This is a genomic window from Methylobacterium sp. WL12 (genome assembly GCF_008039475.1).
GTDB lineage: Bacteria > Pseudomonadota > Alphaproteobacteria > Rhizobiales > Beijerinckiaceae > Methylobacterium > Methylobacterium cerastii.
Genome location: NZ_VRUW01000078.1, coordinates 1 through 24,129 on the forward strand (window position 1 = coordinate 1; position 24,129 = coordinate 24,129).

21 protein-coding genes are annotated in these 24,129 nt (G+C 62.5%); 8 read left to right on the forward strand and 13 right to left on the reverse strand.

The genetic code is table 11. The features are described from left to right. From FV226_RS28355 to FV226_RS21630, 4 genes are all read left to right on the forward strand, one after another. A partial coding sequence (locus FV226_RS28355; RefSeq protein ID WP_210246529.1) for a hypothetical protein occupies window positions 1-575 on the forward strand: 575 nt, incomplete at its 5' end. Window positions 576-674: 99 nt separating this feature from the next. Beyond that, on the forward strand, window positions 675-1,748 hold the full coding sequence (locus FV226_RS21620) for a class I SAM-dependent methyltransferase (RefSeq protein WP_210246530.1): 1,074 nt from the start codon (window positions 675-677) through the stop codon (window positions 1,746-1,748). Window positions 1,749-1,890: 142 nt separating this feature from the next. Continuing rightward, complete coding sequence (locus FV226_RS21625; RefSeq protein ID WP_147764497.1) at window positions 1,891-4,833, forward strand: glycosyltransferase family 1 protein; 2,943 nt, start codon at window positions 1,891-1,893, stop codon at window positions 4,831-4,833. Window positions 4,834-4,891: 58 nt separating this feature from the next. Then, a complete protein-coding gene (locus FV226_RS21630; protein WP_246691680.1) occupies window positions 4,892-6,283 on the forward strand; it encodes an FkbM family methyltransferase in 1,392 nt (463 codons plus the stop codon). Window positions 6,284-6,631: 348 nt separating this feature from the next. Here the strand turns inward: FV226_RS21630 and FV226_RS21635 are convergent, their stop codons facing one another. Together FV226_RS21635 and tnpB (FV226_RS21640) are read right to left on the reverse strand one after the other, a co-directional pair. Then, window positions 6,632-8,134, reverse strand: a complete 1,503-nt coding sequence (locus FV226_RS21635) for an IS66 family transposase (protein WP_147764498.1) — start codon at window positions 8,132-8,134, stop codon at window positions 6,632-6,634. 102 nt (window positions 8,135-8,236) lie between these two features. Then, the gene (gene tnpB / locus FV226_RS21640) at window positions 8,237-8,584 is read right to left on the reverse strand and encodes an IS66 family insertion sequence element accessory protein TnpB (protein ID WP_147764499.1); all 348 of its coding nucleotides are present in this window, start codon (window positions 8,582-8,584) and stop codon (window positions 8,237-8,239) included. 118 nt (window positions 8,585-8,702) lie between these two features. Between tnpB (FV226_RS21640) and FV226_RS21645 the strand changes: the two genes are divergently transcribed. The 3 genes from FV226_RS21645 (at window position 8,703) to FV226_RS21655 (ending at window position 11,083) form a co-directional block, all read left to right on the forward strand. After that, a complete protein-coding gene (locus FV226_RS21645) occupies window positions 8,703-9,137 on the forward strand; it encodes a transposase (protein ID WP_147764500.1) in 435 nt (144 codons plus the stop codon). After that, entirely contained in the window at window positions 9,134-9,490 is a 357-nt protein-coding gene (gene tnpB, locus FV226_RS21650; protein ID WP_147764501.1) for an IS66 family insertion sequence element accessory protein TnpB, read from the forward strand. The genes FV226_RS21645 and tnpB (FV226_RS21650) overlap by 4 nt, the downstream gene beginning before the upstream one ends. Before the next feature lie 69 nt (window positions 9,491-9,559). Further along, window positions 9,560-11,083 (forward strand): IS66 family transposase, encoded by a 1,524-nt coding sequence (locus tag FV226_RS21655; protein WP_147764502.1) that lies wholly within the window; start codon window positions 9,560-9,562, stop codon window positions 11,081-11,083. A gap of 9 nt (window positions 11,084-11,092) precedes the next feature. On the opposite strand, the gene FV226_RS21660 is transcribed toward FV226_RS21655, so the two are convergent. The 8 genes from FV226_RS21660 to FV226_RS21695 form a co-directional block, all read right to left on the reverse strand. Beyond that, window positions 11,093-11,479, reverse strand: a complete 387-nt coding sequence (locus FV226_RS21660; protein WP_147764503.1) for a transposase — start codon at window positions 11,477-11,479, stop codon at window positions 11,093-11,095. 328 nt (window positions 11,480-11,807) lie between these two features. Further along, entirely contained in the window at window positions 11,808-12,128 is a 321-nt protein-coding gene (locus FV226_RS21665) for a helix-turn-helix transcriptional regulator (protein WP_147764504.1), read from the reverse strand. A 178-nt stretch (window positions 12,129-12,306) separates the two neighbouring features. Further along, complete coding sequence (locus FV226_RS21670) at window positions 12,307-13,308, reverse strand: glycosyltransferase (RefSeq protein ID WP_187278813.1); 1,002 nt, start codon at window positions 13,306-13,308, stop codon at window positions 12,307-12,309. A gap of 119 nt (window positions 13,309-13,427) precedes the next feature. Then, a complete protein-coding gene (locus tag FV226_RS21675; protein ID WP_147764506.1) occupies window positions 13,428-14,117 on the reverse strand; it encodes a glycosyltransferase in 690 nt (229 codons plus the stop codon). Window positions 14,118-14,224: 107 nt separating this feature from the next. Next, complete coding sequence (locus FV226_RS21680) at window positions 14,225-15,019, reverse strand: SapC family protein (RefSeq protein ID WP_147764507.1); 795 nt, start codon at window positions 15,017-15,019, stop codon at window positions 14,225-14,227. A 62-nt stretch (window positions 15,020-15,081) separates the two neighbouring features. After that, the gene (locus FV226_RS21685; protein ID WP_147764508.1) at window positions 15,082-16,623 is read right to left on the reverse strand and encodes a class I SAM-dependent methyltransferase; all 1,542 of its coding nucleotides are present in this window, start codon (window positions 16,621-16,623) and stop codon (window positions 15,082-15,084) included. A gap of 109 nt (window positions 16,624-16,732) precedes the next feature. Beyond that, entirely contained in the window at window positions 16,733-19,312 is a 2,580-nt protein-coding gene (locus tag FV226_RS21690; RefSeq protein WP_147764509.1) for a DUF4214 domain-containing protein, read from the reverse strand. Between the two features lie 950 nt (window positions 19,313-20,262). Further along, window positions 20,263-21,699, reverse strand: a complete 1,437-nt coding sequence (locus tag FV226_RS21695; protein WP_147764510.1) for a class I SAM-dependent methyltransferase — start codon at window positions 21,697-21,699, stop codon at window positions 20,263-20,265. A gap of 177 nt (window positions 21,700-21,876) precedes the next feature. Here FV226_RS21695 and FV226_RS21700 point away from each other — a divergent pair, with 177 nt between their 5' ends. Next, window positions 21,877-22,158, forward strand: a complete 282-nt coding sequence (locus tag FV226_RS21700) for a hypothetical protein (RefSeq protein ID WP_147764511.1) — start codon at window positions 21,877-21,879, stop codon at window positions 22,156-22,158. Window positions 22,159-22,559: 401 nt separating this feature from the next. On the opposite strand, the gene FV226_RS21705 is transcribed toward FV226_RS21700, so the two are convergent. Genes FV226_RS21705 through FV226_RS21715 form a run of 3 tightly spaced genes read right to left on the reverse strand, consistent with a single transcriptional unit; the run spans window position 22,560 to window position 23,909 of the window. Then, window positions 22,560-22,955: a DUF3768 domain-containing protein gene (locus FV226_RS21705; RefSeq protein ID WP_147764512.1), complete on the reverse strand. Its 396-nt coding sequence runs from the start codon at window positions 22,953-22,955 to the stop codon at window positions 22,560-22,562. A 56-nt stretch (window positions 22,956-23,011) separates the two neighbouring features. Beyond that, window positions 23,012-23,353, reverse strand: coding sequence for a hypothetical protein (locus FV226_RS21710; RefSeq protein WP_147764513.1), 342 nt, complete (start codon window positions 23,351-23,353; stop codon window positions 23,012-23,014). Then, window positions 23,343-23,909 carry a hypothetical protein gene (locus FV226_RS21715; RefSeq protein WP_147764514.1) on the reverse strand — a complete coding sequence of 189 codons (567 nt, stop codon included), beginning with the start codon at window positions 23,907-23,909 and terminating at the stop codon, window positions 23,343-23,345. The genes FV226_RS21710 and FV226_RS21715 overlap by 11 nt, the downstream gene beginning before the upstream one ends. Between the last annotated feature and the right edge of the window lie 220 nt (window positions 23,910-24,129).

Consider the following 24,129-nt stretch of genomic DNA (forward strand, 5'->3'; position numbering starts at 1 on the left):
GCCTGGGAAGCGCGCCGGCGCATACGGAAGTGGCCGCGCCAGGATCCGGAACCCTGTCCTCGGCTGGCGGCGATAAGGGCCTCAGCCTGGGAAGCGCTCCGGCGCATACGGAAGTGACCGCGCCAGGATCCGGAATCCTGTCCCCGGTTGGCGGCGCGACAAACGGGGAGAAACAATCAACGTCTGGTATGGTCAGCGACACGGGTACGACCCACCAAGACGGGGTCGGAAGCGGGACGGCCTCAACGAGCGTAACAGACCATGCTTCGAACGGCTCAACATCCTCCCTGGCTTCGAGCACGAAGGGTACACAGCCAGCCACTGCGTCCTTGGGAGGAGCGCCGCTTCTCGACGTTCAGGCGCGCGAACTTATTGCACGCTTTCTCGATCTGACGCCGCATGTCCAAACCATCGTGACCGACCATGTTTTCGTGATGATCGATACGGACGCGGCGCGCGAAGCGAGCTCGAATTTGGTCTTACGTAGTTGGAGCGTCAGCCACGATGTCGAGGTAACGATCGTTGGCCTCGCCAGCAGCGGCATTCTAAGCCACGACATCGGCCATCTCGCCTGAGACGGAATTTTCGCTGTTTCGCCACCAAACGCGTTTTATCTTTCGTGCCGCTTGGCCTTAACGGAGCATGGCCCCGGTCATGACAAAGGGTTTTTGAGCGTGGCATCTGCTGAGATCGACCTCGATCCCACAATCGTGGCCTTCGTGCACACAGCCTACGATGTGCTCCTGGGTCGTGAACCGGAGAGCGCGGACATCGTTGCTACGCATGCGAGCGGGACACCCACTGAGGTCGTCCGCGCCATTGGCGCGTCGAATGAGTTTCACGACCGTATTGGCCGAACAAGTCCGTTCTATCACTACAACGCTCGGATCGAGGCCGAGGCTATCATCCAGCGCCATGCTCGGACCGACCTTCAGTCCGATCCCCGCTATCGGACCAACTTTCTGGGTGTCCGGGTCGACCCAAAAATCCTGCCCTCTCAGATGACAGAACGCGGTGGCATCATCGAGCCCGTTCCCATCCCCGCCAATTGGCACGCCGATATTGCGGAATGGGCGGCGGCGCTGCGTGCAGTCGAGCTTTCGGCGGACGTGTTCACGATGGTTGAGCTCGGCTGCGGTTGGGGATGCTGGATGAACAACACTGGGGTCGCCGCTCGAACCTCTGGACGAGGTGTTCAACTCATCGGTGTCGAGGGGGACGCAGGCCACATCGCCTTCGCGCGCGAGACCTGCGCGGCCAATGGGTTTGCGCCAGAGGATGTGAGTCTGCATCACGGCATCGCTGCAGCGCGAACAGGCGTAGCCTTATTTGGCCGCCAGGACCGGGCCGGCGAAAGCTGGGGGCTCGAACCCGTTTTCGGCGCAGACGCCGTGGAGCAAGAACGCCTTCTCGCAACGGGTCGTTACGAAGCTCTGCCGATGATTGCGCTCGCTGATGTGATCGGCTCGGGCATCCTTGACCTCCTCCATATCGATATCCAAGGCGGTGAGGCCGACCTTGTGCGAGACTGTCTACCTCTTCTGACCCAACGCGTGGCCTACTTGGTTATCGGGACACATTCCCGATCGATCGAGGGCCGTCTGTTTGCCGACCTGCTGGAGGCCGGCTGGTGCCTGGAGATCGAGCGGCCCGCCATCCTCGCCTTAACGGGCGTGGAGCCAGAGATCCGTGTCGACGGCCTGCAAGGCTGGCGTAACCCGCATCTGCGTCCTCTCACGACAGCCTAAGGTCCTCGACGGAACCGCAAGGCTTTGTTGCGTCAAGGGTACGGAGGGTCCATCCGCCTGTTGCGCTTGGCCGCCAAGCTGGTGCACATGCCAAGCATCCCGACCCCGGCCTCTGGGCGGGGTCGGGGAATGTGCGTCAGGCATGCTGAAAATTCTTCTCGATCTGCAGACGCTGCAATCAGACTCCCGTCATCGCGGCATCGGGAACTATTCGCGTGGGCTCGCTGATGCCCTGCTGTCCCGAGATGACATCGAGTGGCACGTCCTCCTCTCAGATGCGATGCCCGCGACCTTGCGCGCCGCCCTTACCTGGGCTCGCAAGCGGATCGCGCACGAACGGATCCACGTCCTGCACGGTCTTGCCCCCACCCGTGGCATCGACGGGACGTGCGCGGGCCGTGCGCAGGCGGCAGAAGTGCTTTACGCGGGCTTCCTCGAGGCACTCGATGTCGACCTCGTGCATGTGGCGAGCCCCTTCGACGGCTGGGGCGACGAGACGGTCATCGATATTACCCCCAAGCGTGCCACCGCCTATGCAGCCACGCTCTATGATCTGATCCCCTTCGAGGAACCGGATCTCTTCCTCCCGACGCCCCAGATGGCCGCGTGGTTCGAGCGGCGCTTCCAGGCCCTGACTCGGGTTGAGAGCGTTCTGGCGATCTCCGAGCACACGGCGCGTGTGGCCCGCGCCCGTCTGCAGCTCGACCCGGATCGCGTCGTCGCGATCGGTGCCGACGTCGATCCGATCTTCACGCCGCGACGGCTGAGCTCCGAAGCGGCTCATGCGTTGCTGGCACGCTATCGGATCACAAAACCGTTCCTGCTCCACGTAGGCATCCCGGAGCCGCGCAAGAACATCGCCCGACTAACCGAAGCCTTCGCCTGCCTGCCTGAAGCCTTGCGGACGCACCACCAAATCGTGCTCGCTACCCGAGTCACGCCTGAGCAGCGCGAGAGTCTGACCACCCTCGTCGAGAGACTTGGCCTGCCTCCCGACACGCTCGTCCTACCAGGCTTCGTACCGGATCCTGATTTGGCCGACCTCTATGCGCTGGCACAGGTAACTGTAATGCCTTCCCTTAACGAAGGGTTTGGCCTTCCGCTCCTCGAGGCAATGCGCTGCGGCTGCCCGGTCCTCGGCTCGAACAGCACGAGCATTCCCGAGGTGATTGGCCGGGCCGACCTCACCTTCGATCCAACGCGGGTTGCCGACATCGCGGACAGGCTGGAGCGAATGCTCGCAGATGCAGACTTCCGCGCCAGTGCCGTAGCACATGCCGAAGCGCAGCAGGCACGCTTCTCCTGGGCTCTCAGCGCCGAGCAGGCCTGCGGGGCGTTCGTAAGAGCCATCGAACACCGGTCACCACGCAGGAGGCTTGGGCGCGCCGTTCCCAGCCTCACTGGTCTGACGCCTGGCCACTACCTCCTACCGCTGATGGATGACCGTGGTACGGACGGATCGGGGATCCTATCCCGCTGTCCAGTCGAGCCCAACGCGCTAAGCGCAGCGCTCGACGCCGCTGGCCCCTGCCTGCACATCAATCTATCCGCTGACACCGGGGCGCTCCCTCATCGGGCTCTGGAGGCTGCGACCCTCCCCTCCTCCGCGCACCAGAACTTGATCGGCACACTTCGACCTGCTGACCCCGCTTTGATTTCACCATCAGAGGGGCTCCCGCTATCGGCCGAGGCCGCCCCTTGGCAGCTCACCTGGAACAGCTGGCCGCGCACGCGAGCCACAGCGCCGGTATTGGAGCGCGGCGCGAGCTTCTCGGACGCGCTCGCGCAAGTGGCTGATTGTCATCCCTTGCTTCAGACGGCCGAACCGCTGGCGCGTTTGAGTGCCCTCGCTCGCGAAGGCATGTTGCCGCTGTCAGAGCGAGACAGTCTGGCGCGGGCGCTCGCCGACAATCATGCGCCTGCATGCGCCCGACCGCGTCTACTGGTGGACGTCACGGAGCTTGCCCAGCGCGACGCACGCTCTGGCATTCAGCGTGTGGTGCGGAATATCTTTGGTGCCCTCGTGGCTCAGTCCGATGGCTTCGAGGTGCTGGCGATCCGACGTGATCTAGCTGTATACCGCTATGCCCGGACCTTCACGGGCCGCTTTTTTGGCACATCACCGATCGGCCCCGATACGCTTGTTGATTTTCAGGCAAGCGATACCTTTCTCGGTCTCGACTTCGACGCATCGCTTCCGGCCGAAGCGGCCGCCGAGCTACAGCGCCAGCACCTGCGCGGTGTCCGTTTGGTGCATGTGCTCTATGATACGCTGCCCCTGCACCGCCCAGATTGGTTTGGCTTGGGCGTATACACGCTCTACACACAATGGCTACGCAGCCTCGCTGAGATCTCGGACGGGATTGCCTGCATCTCGCAGGCGGTGGCCGATGATCTAGACAAGATCCTGATTGAACGTCGCTTCCTCAAAGACCGCGTCCCGCTGATCGGGGCCTTCCATCTCGGTGCCGACCTCGACGCAGCGCAAGCTTCCCCTGATCCTGACTCCAGCTTGGTCGAGGAGATCCCGGCCTTGTTTGAGCCGGGGACGCCTGTGTTTGTCACGGTCGGTACGATCGAGCCGCGCAAGGGACATGCGCAACTCCTCGACGCAGCCGAGATCCTCTGGTCTCGGGGTAACCCGGCCGTGTTCGTGATTGTGGGCAAGCGCGGTTGGCTCGTTGATGAGCTCATCGAGCGTATCACAACCCATCCTGAACTCGGCCGCCGCCTGCGTTGGTTTGAGGCGGTCGACGACGCGGTGCTCGCCCAGGTTTATCGTGCCGGCACGGCTGCCCTCCTACCCTCCGAGGGCGAAGGCTTCGGCCTCCCGCTCGTGGAGGCCGCGCATGCCGGATTACCAATCCTGGCGCGCGACCTGCCCGTCTTCCGTGAGATTGGAGGGGCACACGCCACGTATTTCAGCGGCTTCGATGGCCTCTCGCTCTCCACGGCCCTTGAGGGCTGGCTCTCGGCCCACGCGCGCGGCGAGACGCCGGATCAAGCCGGCATTCGTCCCCTCACCTGGGCCGAGAGCACGCATCAGTTGATGGACGTCCTACGCACGGTCCCGCATCAGCCCTGAGCCCCGATCAACTCCTGGCGCGCATCGGTGTCCGGGATCGTCCTGAGGATCATCCCTGATGGTGTTCGTTTCCTACGCGCAGAACTTCGAGGACGTGATGTTGGCCCGTGCCCTCGGTACCGTCGAGGCCGGTTTCTACATCGATGTCGGCGCGCAAGATCCGGAGGAAGGATCGGTCACCAAGCACTTCTATGACCAGGGGTGGCGCGGTCTAAATTTCGAGCCGTCCGCGCACTATCACGCGCAACTCGAGGCAGCACGCCCACGCGATCTGAACCTACGCTGTGCGGTAGGCGCTTCCCCCGGAACGGTGACCTTCTATGAGGCCGAAGGAACTGGCCTTTCGACGATCATTGAGTCGGTGAGCGCGGGTACGCCCGGTCCGCAAGTTACCCGCAGCGTACCGCTCACGACGCTCGATGCAGCCTGTGCCGCCTACGGCGTTGGGACCGTGCATTTTCTCAAGATCGATGTTGAGGGCGCCGAAGAACTCGTCCTGCGCGGCACGCGTCTTGAGGCCGTTCGGCCCTGGATTGTTGTGGTCGAGGCGACGCATCCGAACTCGCCCGAGCCGTACTACAGCCATTGGGAGCCGCTTTTAACCGAGCGCGGGTACCGTTTTGTCTACGCGGACGGCCTCAACCGCTTCTACCTTGCGGAGGAACACATCGGCCTCGCGCACCATTTCGAACTCCCGCCCAACTATTTTGATGACTTCGCCCGTGCGCGCGAGGTACGGGCTGAGGACAATCTCGCCCATCACATGGATATCATTGGGCAGATCGATGCGGATCGCACCCAACTGCAGGCTGTTCTGGAGGAACACGCCGCAAGGATCATCACGCTGGGCGGTCAGCTTGAGGAGCAGCAACGGGAAATTCAGCGCCTCGTCGACCTCCTCGATACAGCCTCGAGGCGTGAGCAGGAGACGATTGCTCATCACATTCGTCTCATCGAGGAAGCTGCGACCCGCGTCGCGGCGCAACACGACGAGATCCTACGTCTGCAAGCAAGCCTTGCCGAGTCCAATGATCTCGCCGCAACGCAGCGAGACGTGACCACATACCTAAGGATAGATCTCAAGAACGCAGAGGATCGCATTAACACCATTGAAACCGAGGCTAAGCATCTGAAGGACCGCATCAACGCCTTCAGATCAGAGGCCAAGAGCCTCCACGTGCAGATCGCGTTTCGAGACAATAAGATTGGCTGGCTCACTCTGGACCGAGAACGGTTTAAGGCCGCGCACGCAACGATTGTGCAGAGCCCGATCTGGCGACTCACCCGCCCCTTGCAAAGTAAGGACGCCAGGGCCGCAACCCGCGCCCGTGCTTTGGGCCAGCTGATGCCACAAGACAGGCCCGTCCTTGCTACGACCAGTGAGGCTTCCCAACCTGGGGAACTTCCAGAGACGGCCAGCTGGATTCAGCGACGGCTATGGGCTGCGTAAAGGTTCACCGGAGGCGTCTCTGGGATCCTGATCCGCTTCAGGCGCAACCATTCCGCAGGGCTGAGGCGATCTAAATTATGCGCAAACTATTCGGGACATATTCCACCGCTGAAGATTGCAGCTTGGCCAGAGCAAAGGAGCAGCTTTAGCTACTCTGAGATGCGGTGAATTTCATATGATGTGTTAATGCATGAACACTCGGCTTTTACAACGGATATCGTAGGATCTAAATTATGATCTTGCGCTTTTGGACAAGGACTTTAGACGTACATAGATTATAGAGTACCAGCCCTGGTGTTCTCGACGTACGCCTACGGTGAAGGCCGCAGTTGTGCTTCCGACGGGGCATCAGGCTGCGATCTGCCGGGGCTGAGGCTGGGTCCAGTTCCAGGGCAGAAGGTCGTCAAGACGCTGGGCGGGATGGTCGGGCAGACGCCTGAGTACATCGGCGAGCCAGGCCTGCGGATCGATGCGATTGAGCTTGGCGGTCTCGATCAGGGTGTAAAGGGCAGCCGTGCGATGGCCGCCCGCATCCGAGCCGGCGAAGGTCCAGTTGCGGCGGCCCACCGCGATGGGACGGATTGAGCGTTCTGCGGCGTTGTTCGAGAGGCAGATGCGCCCGTTGTCGAGGAACCGGGTGAAGGCGGTCCAGCGCTTGAGCAGGTAGTCGATTGCCGCTGCCGTGGGCGCTTTGGCCGAGAGTCTGGCGCGGTTCTCCCGCAGCCACGTCTCCAGGTCAGTGACGAGAGCAGCCGAGCGGGCGCTGCGGTGTGCGCGGCGTTCATCGGGGGCAAGACCGTTGGCGGCGCGCTCGATGGCGAAGATCGCATCGATCCGCGTCACGGCCTCGATGGCGATCGGAGCCTTCTTCAGATCGGCCAGCTCGAAGAACTTGCGTCGGGCATGGGCCCAGCAGGCCGCCTCGTGGATCGGACCCGGCTTGCGGCCGGGCTCGTACAGCCGGCCGAACCCCGAGAAGGCATCCGCCTGTACGATGCCGTGGAAGTCGCCGAGCCAGGTCTCGGCATGGGCGCCGGAACGGTCGGGAGAGTAGAAGTAGGCCGCCGCCGGCGGCTCGGGTCCACCGAAGGGGCGGTCGTCGCGCACCACCGTCCAGAGCCGGCCCGTGCGGGTCTCGCCCTTGGCCAGGACCGGCACCGGCGTATCGTCGAGATGGAGGCGCTCGGCTCCCCGGACATGGGCCTCGATCCGGGCGACCAGGGGCGACAGGGCGGTGGTGACGGCCCCGACCCAGCCGGCCAGGGTCGAGACGTCGATCGGCACGCCCTCATGGGCGAAGCGCTGGCTCTGACGATGCAGCGGCAGATGCAGGCCGAACTTGGCCATCATCACCTCGGCCAAGAGGTTCGGCCCGGCCCGACCCCGCGGGATCGGGTGGAAGGGAGCCGGGGCCTGCGCGATGGTCTCGCAGTCGCGGCAGGAGAAGCGCTCGCGCACGTGCTGGATCACCACCCAACGCGCCGGGATCCGCTCCAGGGTCTCGGTGACGTCCTCGCCGAGAGGGCGCAGGCGCGCGCCGCCACAGCAGGCGCAGGTCGTCGGGCTGGGATGGAGGATGCGCTCGCGCGGCAGTTGCTCGGGCAAGGGCCTACGAGCGGGCTTGCGCCGGGAGGAAGTCGGGGTGGTATGCGGCCCGGGCTCAGCCGCTTGCGCCTCCGTCTCGGCCAGCGTCTCCTCCAGATCCTCCAGCGTCAGTTCGAGCTGGTCGATCCGGGTGCTGCGTTCCGAGGATACCCCGAAGCGCTCCCGTCGCAGCCGGGCAACCTCCAGCTTGAGCCGTTCGACCGCGATCTCGGACACGAGCCGCGCCGCCCGCTCGGCTAGGATCATAGCGTGGGCGGCAGCGAGATCGGTGGGAAGCGGCGAGGGCTCGGACGCGTTCGGCGCGCCCGAGAGAAGAGCATATTGCTCAGGCTTTGTAACGCGTTATCCTCATCCGACCGCACTCGGACGCCAGCTCTCCTGCGGCATCCGCCAGTCGATGCCCGAGAGCAGGTAGCCGAGCTGCGCCGTCGAGATCGTCACGGCTCCGTCCGCCACCGACGGCCACAGGAAACGACCGCGGTCGAGCCGCTTGGTGTACAGGCACGCGCCCTGGCCATCGTGCCAGATCACCTTGATCAGGTCGCCGCGCCGGCCGCGGAACACGAACAGGTGCCCGGAGTGGGGATCGCGCCGCAGCGTCTCCTGGACGATCATCCCCAAGCTGGAAAAGCCCTTGCGCATGTCGGTGTGGCCGGTCGCCAGCCAGACCCGCACGTTGGCCGGCAGCGGGATCATCGGCCCTCCAGGGCATCGAGCACCCGACACAGAGCGTAAGCGGTGTCTGGAGCCGCCCTTTTTGATGAACTGACGATGGTGGAAGCTGACGGTCCCTGGTTCGGATCGTTTTGTGTCTATGCTTGAGGATATGGTCGAGTTGCCGCGGTCGGTCCGCCGGCTTGAGGTTGTCACGGGCGTGGGCAGTCGTCGGCGCTGGTCCGAGGCCGAGCGTGACCGCATCCTGGCTGAGGCGACCGCCCCCGGGGCGGTGGTCTCGGTGGTCGCGCGCCGGCATGGGATGAGCCCGCAGCACCTGTTCACGTGGCTTCGCGCGGCGCGGCGTTCGGCAGCCTCGCTTCCTGTCGCCCTGCCACTGACGTTCGTGCCGGCGCTGGTCGAGGATGATGTCCCGGTTCCGGCGGCACGACGGTCGCGGCCTCGGGCCTTGCATCGAGACGCTCCTGCTGCCGAGATCGAGCTGGACTTGGCTGGCGTGACCGTTCGGATCGGTGCGGGCGCGCGGGAAGCGACGATCACGGCGGTGATCCGGGCGCTGAAGGCCACGGTATGATCGGGCCGTCCGGTGCGGTGCGCGTGATGATGGCGACGCGGCCGGTGGACTTCCGCAAGGGCATGGACGGGTTGGCTGCCCTGGTGCGGGATGCGATGGGCGCGGATCCGTTCTCTGGCACGGTCTACGTGTTCCGATCAAAGCGAGCGGACAGGGCCAAGCTTCTGTTCTGGGACGGGAGTGGGGTGGTTCTGGCGACCAAGCGCCTGGAGGCCGGTCAGTTCTGCTGGCCGAAGATCGAGGATGGCGTCATACGCCTCACGGCAGCGCAGCTCGCGGCCTTGCTCGAAGGGCTCGACTGGAAGCGTGTTCACGCGGCTCGCACGGTCATCGCCCCAGCGCTGGCAGGGTGAGCAAAAAGGTCGAGCGTGCAGGCACTCTTACGATGGTAAGCTTCTGGCGGATATGCTTTAATCCGCTTCGTGGCTAAGCCTGCTTCACGCCTGTCCGACGATCCCGAGACGCTCAAGGCGCAGCTCGTCGAGGCGCAGGCCGAGAACGAGCGGCTGCGCCAGATCATCCTGGCGATGCAGCGCCACCGCTTCGGACGCCGGGCCGAGAGCCTGCCCGAGGACCAGCTCCTGCTCGGGTTGGAAGAGGCCGAGCAGGTCGAGGCCGCGGGCTTTGCCGCCGAGGAGGCCGAACCGGCCAAGAAGGCGGTCCGGGTCGGCAAACGTCGCACCAACCGCGGGGCGCTCCCAGCTCATCTGCCGCGGGTCGAGACCCTCGTCGACATCGACGGCACCGCCTGCCCGTGCTGCTCGGGTGCCCTGCACAAGATCGGCGAGGACGTATCCGAGCGCCTCGACGTGGTGCCGGCGCAGTTCCGGGTTTTGGTGATCCGCCGCCCGCGCTACGCCTGCAGAGCCTGCGAGGACGCGTTCGTGCAGGCCCCGGCCCCGGCGCGGCTGATCGAGGCGGGCCTGCCCACCGACGCGCTGGTCGCGCAGGTGCTCGTCTCCAAATACGCCGACCACCTGCCGCTCTACCGCCAGGCGCAGATCTTCACCCGCCAGGGTGTCGTCCTCGACCGTTCGACGCTCGCCGACTGGATCGGACGCGCCGCCTTCCTGCTCCGGCCGGTGCACGAGCGGTTGCTGGAGACGCTGAAGCGCTCGGGCAAGCTGTTTGCCGACGAGACCACGGCGCCCGTGCTCGATCCCGGGCGCGGGCGCACCAAGACCGGCCAGCTTTGGGCCTATGCCCGTGACGACCGGCCCTGGGGCGGATCCGATCCACCGGGTGTCGCCTACATCTACGCCCCCGACCGCACCGCCGGCCGGCCGATCGCGCATCTGACCGGGTTCGAAGGCGTGCTGCAGGTCGATGGCTACGCGGCCTACGAGGTGCTGGCCAAGGGCGGCGCAATCCGGCTGGCCTATTGCTGGAGCCATGTCCGTCGCCAGTTCTACGAACTCGCTGCCGCCTCGCCGATCGCCACGGAGGCGCTGGTACGCATCGCCGTGCTCTATCGGGTCGAAGCCGAGGTCCGCGCTCGCCCGGCCGACGAGCGGCGTGCCGTGCGTCAGGAGCGAAGCCGGCCGGTGATCGAGGCGCTGGAGCCGTGGCTGCGCGAGAAGCTCGGCCTGGTCAGCCGCAAGAGCAAGCTTGCCGAGGCGATCCGCTACGCCCTGTCGCGCTGGGCCGGCTTGAGCCTGTTCCTCGACGATGGCCGGGTCGAGATCGATTCCAACGTCGTCGAGCGCGCGATCCGGCCCCTCGCGCTGAACCGCAAGAATGCCCTGTTCGCCGGCTCGGACGGCGGCGGCGAGCACTGGGCGGTGATCGCCTCGCTGATCGAAACCTGCAAGCTCGCAGGCGTCGAGCAGCACGCCTACCTCACCGACGTCATCACCCGCATCGTCGAGGGCCACCCGCAGCGCCGTCTCGACGACCTGCTGCCATGGGCCTACCCGGCCATGCCAGCCCTCAAAGCCGTGGCCTGAAAACAGCGCTTACCACAGAGCTCGGGCGTCGACGTCCCGGTCGACCGTGAGACGCCGACCACCGCCGAGATCGATCTCGATGACGCCGCTCTTGCGACGAGGCCGGCGCGGCGGCGCTGGAGCACACGGATCATCCGACTGCGCAGCGGGAACAGGACGAGACGGCTCCGGGGCGATCGCGACGGGCACGAGGACCGGGGCCTGCGCGTCCCCGCCCAAACGGCCCTCCCGCGCCTGACGCCGCCAAGTGAACAGCAGGCCTTGGGCGATCCCGTGCTGGCGCGCCACCGAACACACCGACACGCCTGACTCGAACGAGGCTTCGACGATCCGCGCCTTGTCGTCGAACGACCAGCGCCGCCGCCGTTCGGCATTCTCCAGCAGTTCAACCCGCATCACCCCGACCCGCCGACCTTAACGCCAGCATTAAGGTCAGGCTTCAGCGCAGAGCGCGATGCCCTCGACCGCGGCCTCACCGGAGGCGTACTTCTCGACGAGGCGCGTCAACTATGCGAGATTGACATTTACCATGCAAATTTGCTTGAAAACTACAATGGAGCGGCGTAGGAAAAGGGCGAGCCCGCGCTGCTGATGCGTGTGAATGCGCTTGACGCGTGAGTTTGCTTATCCGCAATAAACGGAAAATTTAAACTAACTAGCTAACAACCAAGCTGCTATATTTAGCTATGAATCAAATATTTTTGAGTGCACGAAAACAACGCAATCAAACGGTATTGGGATGAGTGGATGTGTTGTCGAACAGTATTCCATGCGTGACGGGGTCGTAGAAGCGCATCAACGTCTGAACAAATGTGCGTGGCTCGACACCAAGTGCCTCGGCCCAAGTTCGATAGCTGTCCGGCGGAATGCGTCCACGCCCAGTTTCAATTTGGGAGACGAAGGTATAGAACTCGACACCAATCAAGGCCGCGAGCTGGCGCTGTGAGAGGCCAGCTGCCTCGCGCAATTCGCGGACGTAGCGTCCCCCTTCACGACGAAGCTCCTGCACCTCCTCGGAGGCCAACTTGGTCTGGTGAGCGTACATTGTTCGTCACGTATGAGAGGGCGCCAGCAAGGAGTCCGATTACCATTCAGTGCAAGTCATACCCTGAACACGCGTCAGCGTCTAGGATTTTCGTCTAAGTGTCTCTTCCTATGGCTGGCCTCACTTTGACGAGGCAATTCCGCCTTATCGGAGGGATGCTACAGACGTGATGCGGACCTTATCCAGCCATATTGCGAAACAGTTGAACCACCTGCGCGAGCATAGACGGCGCCGCAAACGCTCGCATCGGCCTGGGCGACTGACCAATGCGCGTTCCGTCGACGACACCTTGCTGTGAGCGCGCCAAGTAGGTCGCGAGTGTCTCAGCATTAAGATGTCCCTGCTGTGCGAGAGCGTGGCCGTGCCTCGTGATGTTGATCAACTGACGCCCGATCACAGCCTCAGGATCCGGCGGAATGCCGCGTTCTGCTGAGTTGCGGAACACGAAGATGGCCTGCGATGCGAGCGCCTTGTAGGGATCGCGGAGCATCATCGCGTCATCACGGACGTCGTTCGCGCGTGGACTGTGGCGGACCTTAGCCTCCGGCACGACGCGGATGCGATATCCAAGATCAATTATGCGCATACATGCTTCCGCATCGTCGTAGCCATACTCTAAGCTCTCATCGAAACCGCCGACCGAGAGGATCGCACTCCGGCGGAAGCTCATATTGCAGCCGGCGAGGTATAGGAACGGGTCTGCGCCAGGGAGGACGAAACCGTCCAGAGACCCTTGGGTGTTGGTATTCACCTCGCCTGCGCGAGCGCAGGTGCAGACCTGCCACTGGTACTCACCGCTTGCAGCGTCAATGACAAACCCGCCTGCGGCCCCGACATTCTCATCAGTGTAGGCTGTGCATAGATGTTCTAACCAATTGGGCTCGGGTACAGCATCATCATCGACAAATGCGACGATCTCGCCTTTGGCTGAACTCAGGCCAACGTTGCGGGAAATGCCCAGGTTGGCCTGGGGTATGTCGACGATACGGATCCTATCCCGGAACTCTGCGATGACGGATGTGGAACTGTCGGTCGATGGTCCGTTGACCACGATGATCTCTGCGGCTGGATGCGTCTGCCGGAGTGAGCCGTCGATGGCGGCGGCGATACATTGCGCTCTGTTCAGAGTGTTGATGACGACGCTCACGCGCAACGCTGTGGTCTCCCTGATCTTGGCCACGCGTGATCCTTCCCGAGATTTGCGCAGTCGAGTGGTCTGGCACCGCGGCGCCGTAACACCGGCCGGTATGCAAGGCCAACCTGGCCCTCGTATGCGTTTCGTTTTTGGTCAAACCAGCACTAGGCGACGTGTCGGTCCCAGCCGAGATGGCGGACGTACCCTGCCTTGTCGAGAATGACCGCGCGATAGCCCAGCGCTCCGTAGGCCTGCGAAATCTCCGCCTCGAAGTGGATGGCGCCCTGAAGTACGGCCGCGAAGCTGCCGAGTGCCTTGTAATCGCTGAGTCGGCGAAGGCCCGGATTGAAGGTGAAGCCGTGCCAGACTAGATCGAAGCCCGGGGCCAGCACCCCGAAGCTTCCGTCTTCGGCCCGGAAGGAGAGTGGATGACGATTGGTATCGGTCCAGGCACGAAGCCAGACGCATAGGGTTGAGGGATCGGCCTCCAGGACGGCCTTGCTCTTCTCGATGAACCCCGGACGGTAGAACTCCCAATCATCCTCCATATGGAAGATGTATCTTGTCGTAACCTCAGCATAGGCGCGATCGATGGCTCGCACTTGGCCAACGCGCTCGCCCATGCGGATGAGCCGGGCCTTGTGCCGGTTGCAGACAACGGATGGATCGGCCGTACCGTCTTCAACGACGAGGATTTCTTTTACACCATCATAGGTGTTGAAGCGGTGGAATGTGTCGAGCGATTTGTCGAGGAGATCATGCCGGTCGCAGGAGGTGACCACAACCGTAACGTCGCGCTCGAGTACAGGGCGCCGCAAAAATTTGAGAAAACGGTGAGTCGACTGTGTGATCATAATCGTCCTGGCTCAAAACAAACGCGAGAGCCAACACCTCGACAGAGCAGCTACTCACGATCTCAGCAAACGAACGGCTATCTAACATCAAGGGTCGAAATCGGGTCTCACCGGCCAATCTTGCTCCAGTCCCAATCAATAGTGTTGTCGTCAGGGAGAACAACCATTGGCTTGACCTCGGCTCGAGCTCGCTCCGCAGCCTCTGCCTGAGCACGAGCCTGAGCAAGCCGAGCGAGATCGGTGAGATTGCCGATGGAAAGAAGCTGAGCGTAGGCCAAAGGAACAACTCCAGCTCGACGAAGCTGGTTGAAGGACACGTCGTCTAACCGATTCAGAGCAGCCTCGTTGATACGATAAAGTCCGCCAACCTGCTGTTGGCCTTCATCGCCATCGATAGTGATCGGCCAAGGCTCAAATACTCCCTGTGCATGTAGTGCTCCACATGCTTGAGTTAGTACCGCCTCACTCTTGGCTGTCTCACTTAAAAAGCTCAAAACTTGCTTGATACTGTCACTCGGCTCGCCCCCTTCGCCGAAAAAGGGCTCTCCTTCCCCACTTTCCAGCACAAGGCCGCTGCCTTCATCAACACACAGTATTACTTCACCTGTCTCGCTCCTTCGCATCGAGAAAGGAAACGCCCGAAACACTGCCGGAATATAGGACCCAATCCATTGACCATCGGGGGTAACATACAAGTTCTGATCAGGTTTTAAGCCGAGTACGCCAACAAGCGACCATTGCCCCGCACGCTCTATGAAGGCGAGCGGCAGAGCGAGGGCTGCCTTTGTCACCTCTGCCGCGGCAAGCGGAGCCCAACTGTAGGAAGCGGTGAAGTGATAGTCTGGAAAGCGAATCCAGCGTCGGGTTTGATGACGCTCATGGCTGACTGGCTGGAGATTCATGCAATCCTCTGCTCCTAATAAAAAGCCACAACGTCTACCCCGTTGTGCCGCCTAATTCAGCGTCAGATCACGCCGAGACGCCGCCAGACAGGGAGCTGCTCGGATAGAAAGGTGGCGGCGTTCTCCCGAACATGAGCGATTTGCTCGGCCTCGTTCGTCACCGCAACACCATCCTTAATCGGATTGCGACCAAGCTGGCGCATTGCTCCAACTACGTACCTTGCCATGGCATCAGGCTCCGCCTTCTCGGCTAGCTGAGCTGCAAACATCAGCAGATCGAGGGTACCAACCTGAATGGCAGAGCCAGCCAGAGGGGCTGCCAGGAACCCGTAGGTTCGGCCTTGAAGTATCTTATCGGCAATGATTCTGTTGATGCGCTGTGCCGGCTTAAGATCAGAGTCAGCATTAGCGGAGATCGGCAATACTTGTCCGCTGTGAACGAGCAGCGCTACTGTCTGCAAGGCCGTGCCCCAACCGCCAGCGCCTTCAACGGCTGGCAGAGTCGCTATCTCGGCAAAGCTGGAGATCCTCGTGCTAAGTAGGTCAGCGACAGGGCCGTACACTCCCTCGTTGCCAGCAATCTCACCCAAGGCTCCGCTGAACTTGAACGTCACCTTGTTGCGAGGCACGGCCAGTGCAAAGCGCATCTTGCCAAGCAGCGACCGACTTTCCGGAGAGGTCAGTGCTGTGAGGCCACGAGCGTAGATGTCTCGCCGGAACTGCTTGTTCGAGGCGTAGTCCCGCAAGGTCTCACGCCAGATCGGGTCGGTGGCCGCAGCTACCCGCTGGCGCATACCTTCTGGCACAGAGACGACATCAATGTTCTCAGACAGCGTCGCTGACCCAAGATAGCCGAGCTTAGCTTTGCCGAACATGTCGGCAACATCGGCCACGTGGAAGATGAACCAGTTGGCATTCAGATATTCATGGGCAAGGTAGTTTGGGTCCATACCGGAGAGCTTCTCGACCCGTTGAGCTAAGTTCGGGTTGGCGTCGAAGTAACGGGCTCCTTCTGTGCTGAGAGCCTTCACGAGTTCGATGCCGGAGACGGTTTGCTGGTCTGAACGACCGGACACCCGCTTGGCATTTTCTCGCATGAGGCGCTGTAATGGCAGCACGTGGGCCCAGCCAGGCATGGCGTTGTAGGAGACATAGAGCAGGCCACCCGGCTTCAGACGTTTACGGGCGATTTCCACAATAGCCATGTGAGCCTCGGCAGAGACCCAGGTTAAGATGCCATGGAGCACGATAAGGTCGAGGTCGTGTTGGCCCTCTTGGGCCTCGCGAGCGACGTCCTGAAAGCTCGCCTCAGCGATAACGATGTTCTGTAGTCCAGCGGCATCGGCCAAGCCACGAGCATGAGCCACATGCTGCGGGTTGAAATCGACGCCCTCGAAGTGAGTTGCGGGGTTGGCGGCTGCCGCCAGTACGAAGCCTAGTCCCATGCCGAACCCAAGTTCAAGGACGCGCTTCGGCGCAAGAGCACCGCCCGGGTTGGCTCCAACGCAGGCCGCCGCAAAGGCGAGGTGGTTCGGCGTGGTCTCGCGATAGAAGCCGAGAGCATAGGGGATGTCTGAAACATAGCCTTCGGTCCAGGCGGTCATCGGAGTGCTCCGTGTGATCAGGCCAGCGGCCTAGCCGAGGTGCCGACAAAAAAAACGGCGGGGAGCCGAAGCCCCCCGCCGCTAGACGGATTTTGTATTGTCTGGTGACTTAGGCGGTGAGGATGATGTCGCTCACGTCGAGCGTACCGGTGACGCCCGTGACCTTGATCACGATAGCATCGCCGGCAGCTGCAGCTTGAGCAAAGGTGGTGTTAGCGGTCGCACCCTCATTCGCCACCAGGAAGGTCTCCCCACCGAAGGTGAACAGACCAGCACGGGCAGCAGCACCCGAAGCACCGTTGGTATCCAGCACACCATTGTTGATGAGGTTGTTAAGGCCTTCACCAAACGAGGCGCCGGTCAGAGCGGTGGCCGCTCCACTGTTCACAACCTGCAAGTTCGCCTGCGTAGCATTGAATGCAGCCGACAGATCGACACGATCAACGTTCGTGCCCGCTGTCGCAGCGCCCAGGTTGAGGTCAGTAATCGAGGTGAACAGCGCGTTCTGTGTACCAGTGAAGGTACCGGCCACAGCAGCGTTCGGAGCAACTGCAGTAATGTCGGCAGCAACGAACTTGAACACGTCGTTACCAGCATTACCCGTCAGGATATCACCCTGCGTAGTCGCGTCACCACGACCGCCGGTCGACAGGGTGTCATCACCTAAGCCGCCAAGGATCTGCTGAGCACCAGCGTTACCAGACACCGTGAGGTTGCCCAGGAATGAGCTACCGTCGATCTTGGTCAGCGTTCCCGCCGCACCGAAGGCATTACCACCGCTGACGGTGAACGCTTCGTTAGTAGCGCCCCCAGTGATGTTGACGTTCGTAGCAGCCGCATCGGTGATCGCGCCAGTGCCGAGAGCCGTCTGACCAGCATCGTCCGCCAGGACCTTCAAGTTGAGGGTCTCGACGTTCGCAACCGTCAGGCCACCAGCGACCACACCGACCGTGGTCTGGAGAGCAGAAGTACCTGCTACCGGACCCGTGGAGCCGTAGGTGACGTTCAGGACGTCCGAGTTGGCACCCAGACCAGCGGAGCCCTCGACGTTGACGGTCAGAGCACCAATGTTGAGGATACCAATACCCTTCGACGCATCAGCAGCAGCCGACTGGTCGAAGTTGTCGATGATGACAGCAGCGGTTGAGTTATGGACGACGGCGTCGACCGAGGTGACCTTGTTCTGGTCGAAAGTGCCAGTGAAAGCACCGTCAAGGCGCAGGATCTCAACACCCGAGATCTTGTTGCCGTCACCCAGACCAGTGTTGGCCGAAACCGCAAGGGTATCACGTCCGTCGCCACCAACGATGGTGTCGGCGTTCGTCAGACCGCCAGCGAAGTTGAAGAAGTCGTTCCCGGTACCGCCGGTCACCTTCACATCAAGGTTCGGATCCACGGAGACGCGGAGGTTGCCCTTGAAGTTCGTGGCATCGATCGTCGTAACGCCGGTCAGAGCGTTGTCGACACGCAGGTTGGCATCACCCGTGACATTGAGCGTCTTAAGGAAGGCCGAACCAGCAGAGTTCGAGGACACCGTGTCAATCCGGCTGGCAGCGCCAGTAGAGTTGAGGGTGATGGTCTCGAAGCCACCAGCGGTCTGACCCGCAGCGGAGATGTCGATACCGGTGGCAGCAGCAGCGCCACGACCAGCGCCCGACAGGTTGATCGTTGCCGTATCAGCGGTGCCACTGACGAGTGAATTAGCAAACTGACCAAAGAGGTCGGAGTCGATGTTGGCGTTTGTGCTGCTGAGGGTGGCAAGGTTGCCGATGTTGTTGACGACCAACGTCCCGTTGCTGTCGACGCTGTTGAACGAGGTCGCCCCCTTCGTGTTCGATGCATCGTACGTGCTGCCGGCGACGGCAGTCAGATTGAGAGTCGCCACACCGTTGACGGTGGCCTTGGTGCCCTGGGGCTCGGTGCCGAACAGCGAAGCGTTTACAGTGCTGTTCGCGCCGCTACCCTGAAGGTTGTCGCCCGAAGTCAGCGTCTGGACCTGCTGGCCGGTGACTTCAGAGATCTTCAGCGGAGCGTTGAAGGTGCTGGCGGTCAGCGTCTCGTTGTTCACAGTCAAGGTGACGTTCGAGCCGCTGTTGTCGACAGCGCTCGGCAGGCTCAGCGAACCGGTGTAGGTAGCTGTGCCCTGAGCGGCGTTCGACAGGAAGGTGTTGATCGGGCCTTCGGCGCGCTGCACGAACTCAGGCGACTGAGCGAAGCCGAACAGGACGTCAGCAGCGGTCTTGTAGCCGGAAGCCGGATCGGCAACGGTGTTGATCCATGCAGCGACTTCAGCGCCCGTGCCGGTACGGCCGAGGACGTTGACGTAGAGAGCCTGAACGTAGGCTTCCGTCACAGCACCGGTGGTGCCGTACTTGTTGACGAACTCTTGGCTCTGAGTGAAGCCGCTCGCGATGGTCTGGAGGCTCTGGCCAGGGACCTCAAGGGTCTTGACCTGCTGAGCGAGACCAGCCTGATCCGGCACGCGACCGAAGGCGGCCTGATAGAAGCGCACCACCGGGTCAACGTAGGTGTTAGCTTCCTGTGAGTTCGAGATCGACGAGAAGATCTGGGCGTCGGAGAGGGCGCCAGAGTTCGAAACGGCGACGTAGGAGTTCACCTCAGAAGCGCTCGGGGTGCGCTGAAGAGCGTTCTGGTAGGCAAGGGTGATTTGTGCGGCTGATAAAGCCATGTGGGCATCTCCTGATGGGCGCCGACCCGCTTCCAGGTCAGTCTGGTAGTCGTTGCAGCGGGTCTTTGTCCGCAGGCAAGTCGCTCTATAGAGTGCATCGCATACCCCCGCAAGCGAATTTTCATGGGGCCTTGTTGATCTGGTGCGGTGTGGCAGTACCGACACAGATCATTTACCAATGATTCTAACGCGCTTCGGCAATTGAACATGCAGGCTTCGCATTAGGAACGTCGCAATTACGCCTTAGTTCTGATAAGTTGTAGAAGCCTAAAAAATTTAGTCAGGCCACCTCGCCTTGCTGTAATCTGTCTCAGCTTGGATTTTGAACTGTTGCATTTATCTAGTATAGATATGTTATATTACGTCAATATTCACGCTTTGAGAGGCAGACCATAAAATCTATGGAAATTCAATTGGATTGTGCTTCTTAATGCCCCGATATTTTGGTGTTAGGTACTGTCGGAAATTTGTTCGCGACATTAACGTGAGGTCGTTGACCACGAGGCCTGTAGCGTGATGCTGTGCGCAGTCGATGACCGGCCCCTGATTGCTAGCTTTTCAGGTCGGCTTTTGCGTCTGCGCTGCGCGATCTTGGCAGTCAGCTGGACTGACCTTGCGCCGTTTGCAGATGGTCTCCGCAGAGACGTCGTAGCGGTTCGCCAGACGCTTGAACGCTCTGAGGATCGAGCGATGTCGGCGTAGACAGCTGCGGTGGGGGCGCTGGAATGTGTAGGAAGCATCCCCTCACCGCGGACACGAGTGTTGGCGTAACCTGTCAAAGCGCCAGAAATTCTCTTCGTTCGCTCAATGAACGACATGCCAACAATTTTGCGCAACCAGACAACTTGACTACTGGGTGAGTGCCCACATTCCTCCACCACTGAGTTGGAGGGATCCGAGCTCAGTCACCGAAGCCCTTGGCCGTATCAATTGTATGCCCGCTCAGACGCTCACGTCGATGGGCTAAGCGCACAACGCACATGCAACTTCGAGAAGTTGAACGAGATAGTGCGACGGTCTGGCGTGTCGTACTCTTCGGCCGGTACCCATGCGTCGGAATGGAGCGTCAGGCACCGGTCCCCCGGCTCGACCGGAATTGCAATCTGTGCGGGCCCAATCGGAATTGAACCTGCGTAGCGCTCCACTCCGGCCTCGTTCCGAACGCGAATATCGAGTGGCTGGGCACGGTAGTTGATGACGTCGAGCCCAAGCTGGATTGGATACGCGTTGTCGGGGATCCGAATCTCGGCCGCGCCACAGGAGCAAAACTCGTCTCGGTCGCTCGACCAGCCGAAACCCAGCCACTGTGCGCAGAGCGCATCGCCCGACAATGTTTCGATGCAGGGCCGGGCAACACCCGTCGATCCGCCTCTCCCTTCGGCGTCGGGCCAAAGTTCCAGAGCGAGGTCGACCCGGCGGAACATGTCAGTGACGAAAGTGTGTGACCATCCGCTCTCGAACCAACCAAACTTCCTGATACAGTACACAGACACTGCATCGAGACGCAGGCCCCAAGCTGGCCACCAGGCCTCTTGAATCGGTTCGGCGGCGAATGCGATCCGCCCATCGACTTTAAGATGCCGGCCACACCGTGCGATGACATCCCAGGGCCGCACGGCGTGGTGCAAGGCCTCGTAGAAGAAGGCAAGATCGAAGCGCTCAGGCACCGAGAAATCGTCGAAGGTGCCAGCCAATGCTCGCAGCGGAAGCCCAAGCCTGGTGGCGCGACGGTTGATCAAGGTAACGAAATCCGGATTGATGTCGATGGCTACGACATCCCCGCCCAGCATGGCCATGAACTCGCTGGTCAAACCCCACCCCGCGCCAAGGTCAAGGATGGTAGGCTCGGGCTTGAGCGCTGCGTGCTTGATTGCCGTACCGATGCGCAGATGGTGCACCACAAGAGCGGACGGATCGCGCCAGGAGTATGGGTTGGCTGCAGCAGCGTAGTCGTCAAGGTTGAACTGGGTGAGTTCATTGAGCGATTGATCGAGCCGACGTCCCGAAACCTCCTCGTAGAGCGCGATCTGACACGCGACGTAAGCCTCGCTGTAAGGGTCGAGGGTAAGGTCGACGAGCGTGTCGAAGGCAAGTGTGAAGTTTGCTAGGATCAACTGGGCCTCCGGCGCGCCTAGGCCGCCGGCCGCGTCGACGGTCGCGACGAATGCGTCAAGTTCCGAAGCTCGATATGGCCGAAGCGGCGATTTCACAGGCACTGGTGCGGGCGGCAAGAGCTCGCACTCAGGTGCGCAGGGCTGTCGGCCCTCCGCACGCCCGTAGGCCTCGAAGTGCTGCAAACCCGTCAGGAGGTCTCCGCTTTGGACAGCCGCGGCAACGTCAGGGTGGTTCGTGAGGTACCAATCCTCATCGAAGTTCAACGTGGCCATCACAATTCCCCGTCACAGCTCGTCATGCACGGACACGACACTCTGAGCGTCGCAGATCTTGAGCCGCAGCTTCGTGGCGAGTGCATGACCGCCGCACTGTCCCTGATGCTTGAGCGTCACTCGCGTGAGCGGAGCACCCTCTATCTGAGGTAAGCTGCAGACTCCACGATCGCGTGAATGAACCCGCATCGAACGATCCGCGAAGCTGCAGCTTGTTCCACCAACCGTCGCCCCTTATGCGCCGTGGATCCCTGTAGACCACGCTTCTCCGCAAAAGAGCGCCGCGATACAAGCACTCCGCCCGCCGATCTGGATTGCGGCATGCACCTGAGCGATGATGCGGGAATGAATGGCGGCGATCGGCACAGTATGAACCTCGGCCTTCTCTTCTTCACGTTGTTCGGGCTGATCATACCCGTGGTTGGCATCGTCTGGATCCTGCGCTCGAAGGACCGCTGAGGCCCCGGCCTCACAGCTGGATAAGGTGCCGCCAGGCTGATGCCAGATGGGTCAGAAATGCAGCATCACCGCGCGGCGGGTTTGCTGGTCGAGGCCGTCGGCGGTGCACACGGAGGTGGTTAGCAGCCGCAGCAGCGCGGCTGTCAGATCCGGGGCGGCGGCGATCAGCCGGGCATCGGGTTAACCGCTGGATCCCGGTCGCGATGTGCCGCGGGCACCCGTCGGGCGCGACCGTGTGGTCCCACCGCACGAGGTAGGGCCAGCCGCCGGGCCGGTCGCTCGTCGACGACGCGGCCCCGAACATGCGTTCGGCTGGCGGCGCGCCTGGCTCGGCTTCGTCGCGCACCAACCACCGCCCCGGCGTATGGCTGTCCACACCGCTGCGTTTGGGCCCGGCCACGCTAATACTCCGTCGCGTGCATGATCGTGAGCACGCGGGCGGTCACCGCCGGGTCGGCGGGGTCGGGCGAGTGGCCGACCAGATCGGTGTCGTAGCTGTCGATTTTCCAGAAATACACCTCGTCCTCGACCGTGACGGCGCCGAAGTCATGCTCGCCGTAAGGGTCGTTGCCAAAGGCGAAGGTGGTGAAGGTCGCCACAGCGGTGAGCACGCTGGTTTGCAGCGCGGGCGATAGCTTTGCCACGCTGGCGGTGACCAGCACCCGGCCGCCCTCGCCGTTGCATCGCAGGTCGTCGTTCAGGGCGCGGATGCGGGCGCGATGAGCCACTCGGCTTGGGGTGTCGTTCGGCCCGAGCCAGGCGTACGTCGGATCGTTCGTGTTGCTGGTTTGTTCCATAATAGCTCAGCCTTCTGGTTCGCGGTGACGGTGGGGGGGTATCGTGCGGCTGCCGCTTAGGCGGTGGTGCTGGGATCGAGGGTCGGCTCGGCTGCGACCGATGCCGGGCACAAGCGCTGCGCGGTCGCCTCGGCGCGCTGGGCCAGGCGACGAAGGTGCCCGGCCTCAGCCACCAGGGCTGCGGCGAGCGCGACCGCCACACCAGGGCGTCGGCCTTCGGCGATGCTCAGCACTTGGGCCAAGCCGGCCTCGTCCTCGGCAAGCACGGCGTCGAGCGCCTGCAGAACCGGCAGGGTGCGGGCGGCGAAGGTCGCCGCGGTGTAGGCTGCCGACCCGCCGGGCAGGTGGGTGGTGCGGCAGCCGGTGAAATCGATTGCGATAGGGGGCTCAGCGCTCATCGGTGGCCTCCGCGACGAGGGCCGCGCTGGCGGCAGCGTTGCCGGGGGGCAGCAGGGCGAGGTCGTCACGGCGGCGGGCCACAAGAGGATCGTCGGGCCAATCGCGCCAGCGCAGGGTGAAGAGGTCGTCGCCGGGGGCGGCAACGACGATAGCCTCGTACCAGCCGCACAAGGGGTAGACCTCACCGACGAGCACGAGCGAGCCGACGACGATTGCCGCATGGCTCGTGGCCGATGGGTTGAGGTCGAGTTCAGGATCACCGAGCGCTTCAGCATTCAGCTCGTTCAAGGCGTCGGGATCGTCGGCTACGGTGGCCTCGGCTTCGGCCCCGAACACCGCATCGAGCACCGCGTCCTTGACGAACGGCACCAGCCCGCGTCCGGAGGCGAACAGGCGGCCACGTGGCAGGGCTTCGGCCCGGCGGGTCTGCTCGGGGTCGGTCAGGCGAAGAACCTGCAGCCCCATCATCGCGGCAGCGCGCTCGGCTTGCGTTGCCTTCTCTGCGGGAAACAACGCGGCCCGGCGCTTGCCGGCGGCATCACGCCCGAACAGCACCAGCCCGAGCGTCGGCCGAGCTGCAGCCGTGGCCGGGATCTCGGGTGATACGCGCGTTGTACCGGGTGAGGGGCTTGGTGGCGGCACGTTGCGAGCCCGCGGTGCTGGCGGCGCTGTGGCAACGCTTGGGCTGTTTTGACTCATACGAGGCTCCTCAAATGCGAAAGGAGCCCGTTGGGGCTCCTTGCTGGGTGGATCAGTTCTGGGGGGCTTGGGGGCC

Excerpts from the sequence above, each read along its gene's own strand:
- FV226_RS21625 (WP_147764497.1), top strand. The coding sequence starts at position 1,891 with ATGCTGAAAATTCTTCTCGATCTGCAGACGCTGCAATCAGACTCCCGT.
- FV226_RS21630 (WP_246691680.1), top strand. The coding sequence starts at position 4,892 with ATGGTGTTCGTTTCCTACGCGCAGAACTTCGAGGACGTGATGTTGGCC.
- FV226_RS21635 (WP_147764498.1), bottom strand. The coding sequence starts at position 8,134 with ATGATCCTAGCCGAGCGGGCGGCGCGGCTCGTGTCCGAGATCGCGGTC.
- tnpB (WP_147764499.1), bottom strand. The coding sequence starts at position 8,584 with ATGATCCCGCTGCCGGCCAACGTGCGGGTCTGGCTGGCGACCGGCCAC.
- FV226_RS21645 (WP_147764500.1), top strand. The coding sequence starts at position 8,703 with ATGCTTGAGGATATGGTCGAGTTGCCGCGGTCGGTCCGCCGGCTTGAG.
- tnpB (WP_147764501.1), top strand. The coding sequence starts at position 9,134 with ATGATCGGGCCGTCCGGTGCGGTGCGCGTGATGATGGCGACGCGGCCG.
- FV226_RS21660 (WP_147764503.1), bottom strand. The coding sequence starts at position 11,479 with ATGCGGGTTGAACTGCTGGAGAATGCCGAACGGCGGCGGCGCTGGTCG.
- FV226_RS21665 (WP_147764504.1), bottom strand. The coding sequence starts at position 12,128 with ATGTACGCTCACCAGACCAAGTTGGCCTCCGAGGAGGTGCAGGAGCTT.
- FV226_RS21675 (WP_147764506.1), bottom strand. The coding sequence starts at position 14,117 with ATGATCACACAGTCGACTCACCGTTTTCTCAAATTTTTGCGGCGCCCT.
- FV226_RS21680 (WP_147764507.1), bottom strand. The coding sequence starts at position 15,019 with ATGAATCTCCAGCCAGTCAGCCATGAGCGTCATCAAACCCGACGCTGG.
- FV226_RS21685 (WP_147764508.1), bottom strand. The coding sequence starts at position 16,623 with ATGACCGCCTGGACCGAAGGCTATGTTTCAGACATCCCCTATGCTCTC.
- FV226_RS21690 (WP_147764509.1), bottom strand. The coding sequence starts at position 19,312 with ATGGCTTTATCAGCCGCACAAATCACCCTTGCCTACCAGAACGCTCTT.
- FV226_RS21695 (WP_147764510.1), bottom strand. The coding sequence starts at position 21,699 with ATGGCCACGTTGAACTTCGATGAGGATTGGTACCTCACGAACCACCCT.
- FV226_RS21700 (WP_147764511.1), top strand. The coding sequence starts at position 21,877 with ATGAACCCGCATCGAACGATCCGCGAAGCTGCAGCTTGTTCCACCAAC.
- FV226_RS21705 (WP_147764512.1), bottom strand. The coding sequence starts at position 22,955 with ATGGAACAAACCAGCAACACGAACGATCCGACGTACGCCTGGCTCGGG.
- FV226_RS21710 (WP_147764513.1), bottom strand. The coding sequence starts at position 23,353 with ATGAGCGCTGAGCCCCCTATCGCAATCGATTTCACCGGCTGCCGCACC.